This is a genomic window from Methanospirillum sp., from assembly GCF_035560735.1.
Taxonomy (GTDB): Archaea; Halobacteriota; Methanomicrobia; order Methanomicrobiales; family Methanospirillaceae; genus Methanospirillum.
This window is the reverse complement of record NZ_DATMYY010000056.1, coordinates 1-4220: the sequence shown is the minus strand read 5'-3', so window position 1 is coordinate 4220 and position 4220 is coordinate 1. Positions and strand designations below refer to the sequence as shown.

Annotated in this window: 2 protein-coding genes; both read left to right on the top strand. The window is 44.7% G+C overall.

The genetic code is table 11. From position 1 onward, the window contains the following. Positions 1-156 precede the first annotated feature (156 nt). Complete coding sequence (locus VN429_RS01475; protein WP_325629035.1) at positions 157-2301, top strand: HAMP domain-containing methyl-accepting chemotaxis protein; 2145 nt, start codon at positions 157-159, stop codon at positions 2299-2301. Between the two features lie 86 nt (positions 2302-2387). Next, the gene (locus VN429_RS01470; protein ID WP_325629033.1) at positions 2388-4154 is read left to right on the top strand and encodes a SulP family inorganic anion transporter; all 1767 of its coding nucleotides are present in this window, start codon (positions 2388-2390) and stop codon (positions 4152-4154) included. Positions 4155-4220 lie beyond the last annotated feature (66 nt).

Below are 4220 nucleotides of genomic sequence, written 5' to 3'. Positions count from 1 at the left end.
GATATTAATGATGCTGTTGCAACTACAACCGATGAAATGAAAAAATTCAAGGTTACACAATAAAACACTCTTTTTTTATAACCGTGCTTTCCGCACTTTCCTATCCCTTACCTTGATGTAGTGGTAAGAGTATTCATTGTATTACTCATCGGTGGGATGAGACCGGAGGCACTCGATATGATGCGACTGCAGTTCATCGATAATATTAGAATAGGTCAAAAGTTAATAGGAGGATTCGTGCTGGTTACCCTCCTTATGTGTCTGATTGGAGTTATCGGATTTTCAGGAATGAATACCATCTCCGGGCAGATGGATCACATGTATACTGAAAATACCATCCCCCTTACAGAGATAGCAAGTATGGAGGTCTCATTGAACTCAATGAGGGCTCTCGTTTTCAGATCCATGGCCATCATTGATGAACGTGAACAGGATGAAGGCCGTTTGAAAACTGAAATTGCAAGTATTGAGAGTCAGATCCAGAATTTAAGTTCTTCATCAATGACACCGGATGAAGCAAAGGTCTTTGAAACATTCAAGACACAGTGGGTAGACTACAAAAAGTCAGCAGTCGGGGTTTTTGAACTTGAAAAAGCGAAAAAGGAACAGGATGCACTTACCTCCATTAAAAACGGGGGTGAACATGCAAATGCAAGACGGGCAACAGTCGCTACCTTTGACCAATTGAAACAAATAGTACTCAGTCAGGCTGAAATTACTGCTAAAGCAGGCTCAATCGAGGTAAAAAACTCAATAACTTTTATGACAGTTGTCGCGTTGGTTATCATCATTATTTCTCTGTTCATCGCTTTTACTCTGACACGATCAATCACTGAACCATTGCATCAGGTTATGAACCAGTTTGACAGGATGAGCAGGGGAGAGATAAACACCAGGCTCACCCTTTTCAGAAAAGATGAGATCGGGAAAATGGCAGGCATGGCAGACCTGTTTTCTGATTTTCTTGAACAGGAGGTGGTTGTAACACTCCAGCGAATAGCACGAGGAGATCTTTCTACAAACCTTACTCCAAAAAGTGAAAGTGATCAGATAACGCCTGCTCTCATCGAAATGAGCAACGCTGTCACCGGAGTAATAACCGAACTTGATCTGATATCATCACGAGCTGCTGAAGGAGATCTCAAAGCCAGAGGTGACGAGATAAAATTCCATGGATCATATCAGCAGATTGTAAAAGGGTTTAATACAACACTTCAATCACTGACTATTCCTATCAATGAAGCCATACGGCTTGCATCAGAATACTCAAAGTGCAATTTCGTTGCAAGATTTTCAAACAAAGTTAAAGTAAAAGGAGATTTTGTTGCATTTGAGCGTGCCATGAATGAGATTGGGCTTGAAGTGTCCCGTGCTCTTGGTGTGATAGGTATCGAGATGAAAGAACTTGAATCCCAGGCCAAGATGGCTGAGTCCGGTATTGAAGATGTCCAGAGGGGAGCAGGGATTATTGCAGCTAACGCTGACAGCACCAGGGCCAATGCAGAGATGAGCGAAGAAGAGATCATTCAGGTACTGAGGGGGATGGAAGACCTCACAAACCATGTAATGAAAGTATCTGCAAATGTGGAAGCTGTGGCTCAATCCGGAACTGAAACAGACCGTCTTGCCAGGAAAGGGATTACTGCTGCAGCAAGTGCTGAAGAGGGTATGGAGAGTATAAGAAAAGTTTCAGGTGAAGCAACAAGTATTATATTTGAAATTCGTGACCAGATGGTTGAGATCAGTAGAATCACAGACATTATTTCGGATATTGCAGAACAGACCAACCTGCTTGCCCTCAATGCAGCGATAGAAGCTGCACGAGCCGGGGATGCCGGGAGAGGATTTGCTGTTGTTGCCGGAGAGGTAAAGGGATTAGCCGAACAGGTAGGAACTGCTGCCCAGAAGATCGCCACAATGATTTCTGAACTTGATAACCGGAGTTCTCGTGCTACTACAGTGATGAAAGAAGCAGAATCAGTTATTGAAGACGGCAGTATTTCTCTTCGTGAGACTCTTGAGATCTTTTCATCACTGACAAAAGGTGTTCAGGAGATCAAAACCAATATGGATGCTGTTGCGTCCTCATCTGAACAGCAGGCAGCATCCTTTGAAGAGATAACGGCGAGTGTACATGAGATGAGTGCTCATGTGAAACAAACATCTCAAGATGCAATGAATTCTTCCTCAACAGCTGAAGAAGCACTATCTATAGCACAACAGATAACTGACATCATTAATGATATCAATACAGCAGTTTCTACCACCACTACAGAGATGCAACGGTTTTTAATTGCATAAACAACTCTGACAGAGCAGGGCAATCCCTGTTCATACACTCACAAAATAAAATACTACAACTTTGCATCCAATAACCAATTGAACATATGCAGATCAATCAACCTTCCTGGGCTACCATACGAGGGGAACTTGCATCCACCTTCCCTATCACCGGATGGCTCCCTACATATACTAAGAAACTATTTCGTGCAGACATTATTGCAGGCATCACACTTACTGCATTTGCCATTCCTGAACTCATGGCATATGCACAACTTGCCGGACTTCCCCCCGAGTATGGGTTATACGCCGGTATTGTCGCTCCACTTGTTTACTGTCTCTTTGGCACCATCAGGGAGATGAACATCGGGCCGAGTTCATCTGAAGCCATCTTGACCGCAGCAATGCTAGGGATGCTGGTTGGAATTGATGCTGCACGATATGCCTCCCTTGCAGCACTCACTGTTCTTATGGCAGGAAGTTTTGCCATTCTTGCACGGATATTCAGGCTCGGATTTATTGTCAATCTCATTTCTGAAACTGTTCTCAAAGGGTTTCTTGCTGGAATGGGATTAGTCATAATATGTGGTCAGTTGTTCAAGATTCTCGGCATTAAATCAATATCGGGAGCATTCTTCGATCAACTTGTATACCTTATCACTCATCTTCCTTCAGCAAATCTCCCAACTGTTGTAATTGGAGTGGGTGCAATAGCATTTCTTCTCTGTGCTGAACGAAGATGCAGAAAACTCCCGGCTGCCCTGATCGTGGTTATCATCTCAATATTGGTGATGACATTTACAGACCTGGCATCACGTGGTGTTCAGGAAGTTGGAGTCATCCCGGCAGGGCTTCCCAGTTTCATCATTCCGACAATCTCATTTAATGATGTTCAGCTCATCTTTCCTCTTGCATTTGCAATCTTTCTCCTTGCCTATGTTGAGGACATGAGTATCGGGACGTCTCTTGCCAGGCGATACCACTATAAAGTCGATTCAAACCAGGAACTTCTTGCCCTGGGTGCCACAAGTATTGCAACCAGCCTCTTTCAGGGTTTTCCGGTTGCAGGTAGTTTTTCCCGGACAGCACTCAATGAGATTAATGGGGCTGCAACTCAGATAACCGGGGTCATTGCAGCAGTCCTCACTGCTATTGTTGCCATGTTCCTCACCGGACTTTTCACCAGAATGCCTGAGGCAATCATTGGGAGTCTCATTCTCGTAGCGGTCCTCAGACTGGTTGATGTGAGAGGGCTGTGGAGGATAGCAAGGATCAGCAGAAATGAATTTGCCATAGCCATAGCCACATGTGCAGGAGTCCTGCTGTTTGGTATCCTTTCAGGTGTGTTCATCGGCGTCGTCCTCTCGCTAACAGACATCTTATACCGGGTGACCTCACCCAGAATTGCCATTCTGGGACGGGTTCCTAATACCAGACAGTACGCAGACAGGATTAGACATCCAGAAAATATTGCAATACCCGGCATCCTGATTATCAGGGTTGATGCTCCGCTGATTTTTGCCAATGCCGAGATAGTCAAGGATCGAATTGAAGAATTGATTGCAGAGGATCCGGATGTCAGGCTTGTGCTGCTTGATTTAAGTACGTCACCGATTGTGGACGTCTCTGCTTCTGATATGATCGTTGATCTCTACCAGGATCTCAAAACAGCCGGGATAAAACTCAGAATTGCAGACGCCACCTGGCAGGTGAGAAGGATGCTTCGTATATCAGGAGTCGAGGATACGATAGGTGAGGAGATTACCCAGACCACCTCGCTTGAGACAGTACTCGAAGACTGGAACTGTGCAGAGTCGACAACACCGGTATGTCCGGTTCCTGGACTTGAAAACATCTTACAGGATCAGAAATAATACCGGGTCACCCATATAGGCCGCGAAAGGTTGAGTATTCTGAAAATGACACTATTATGACAGGGC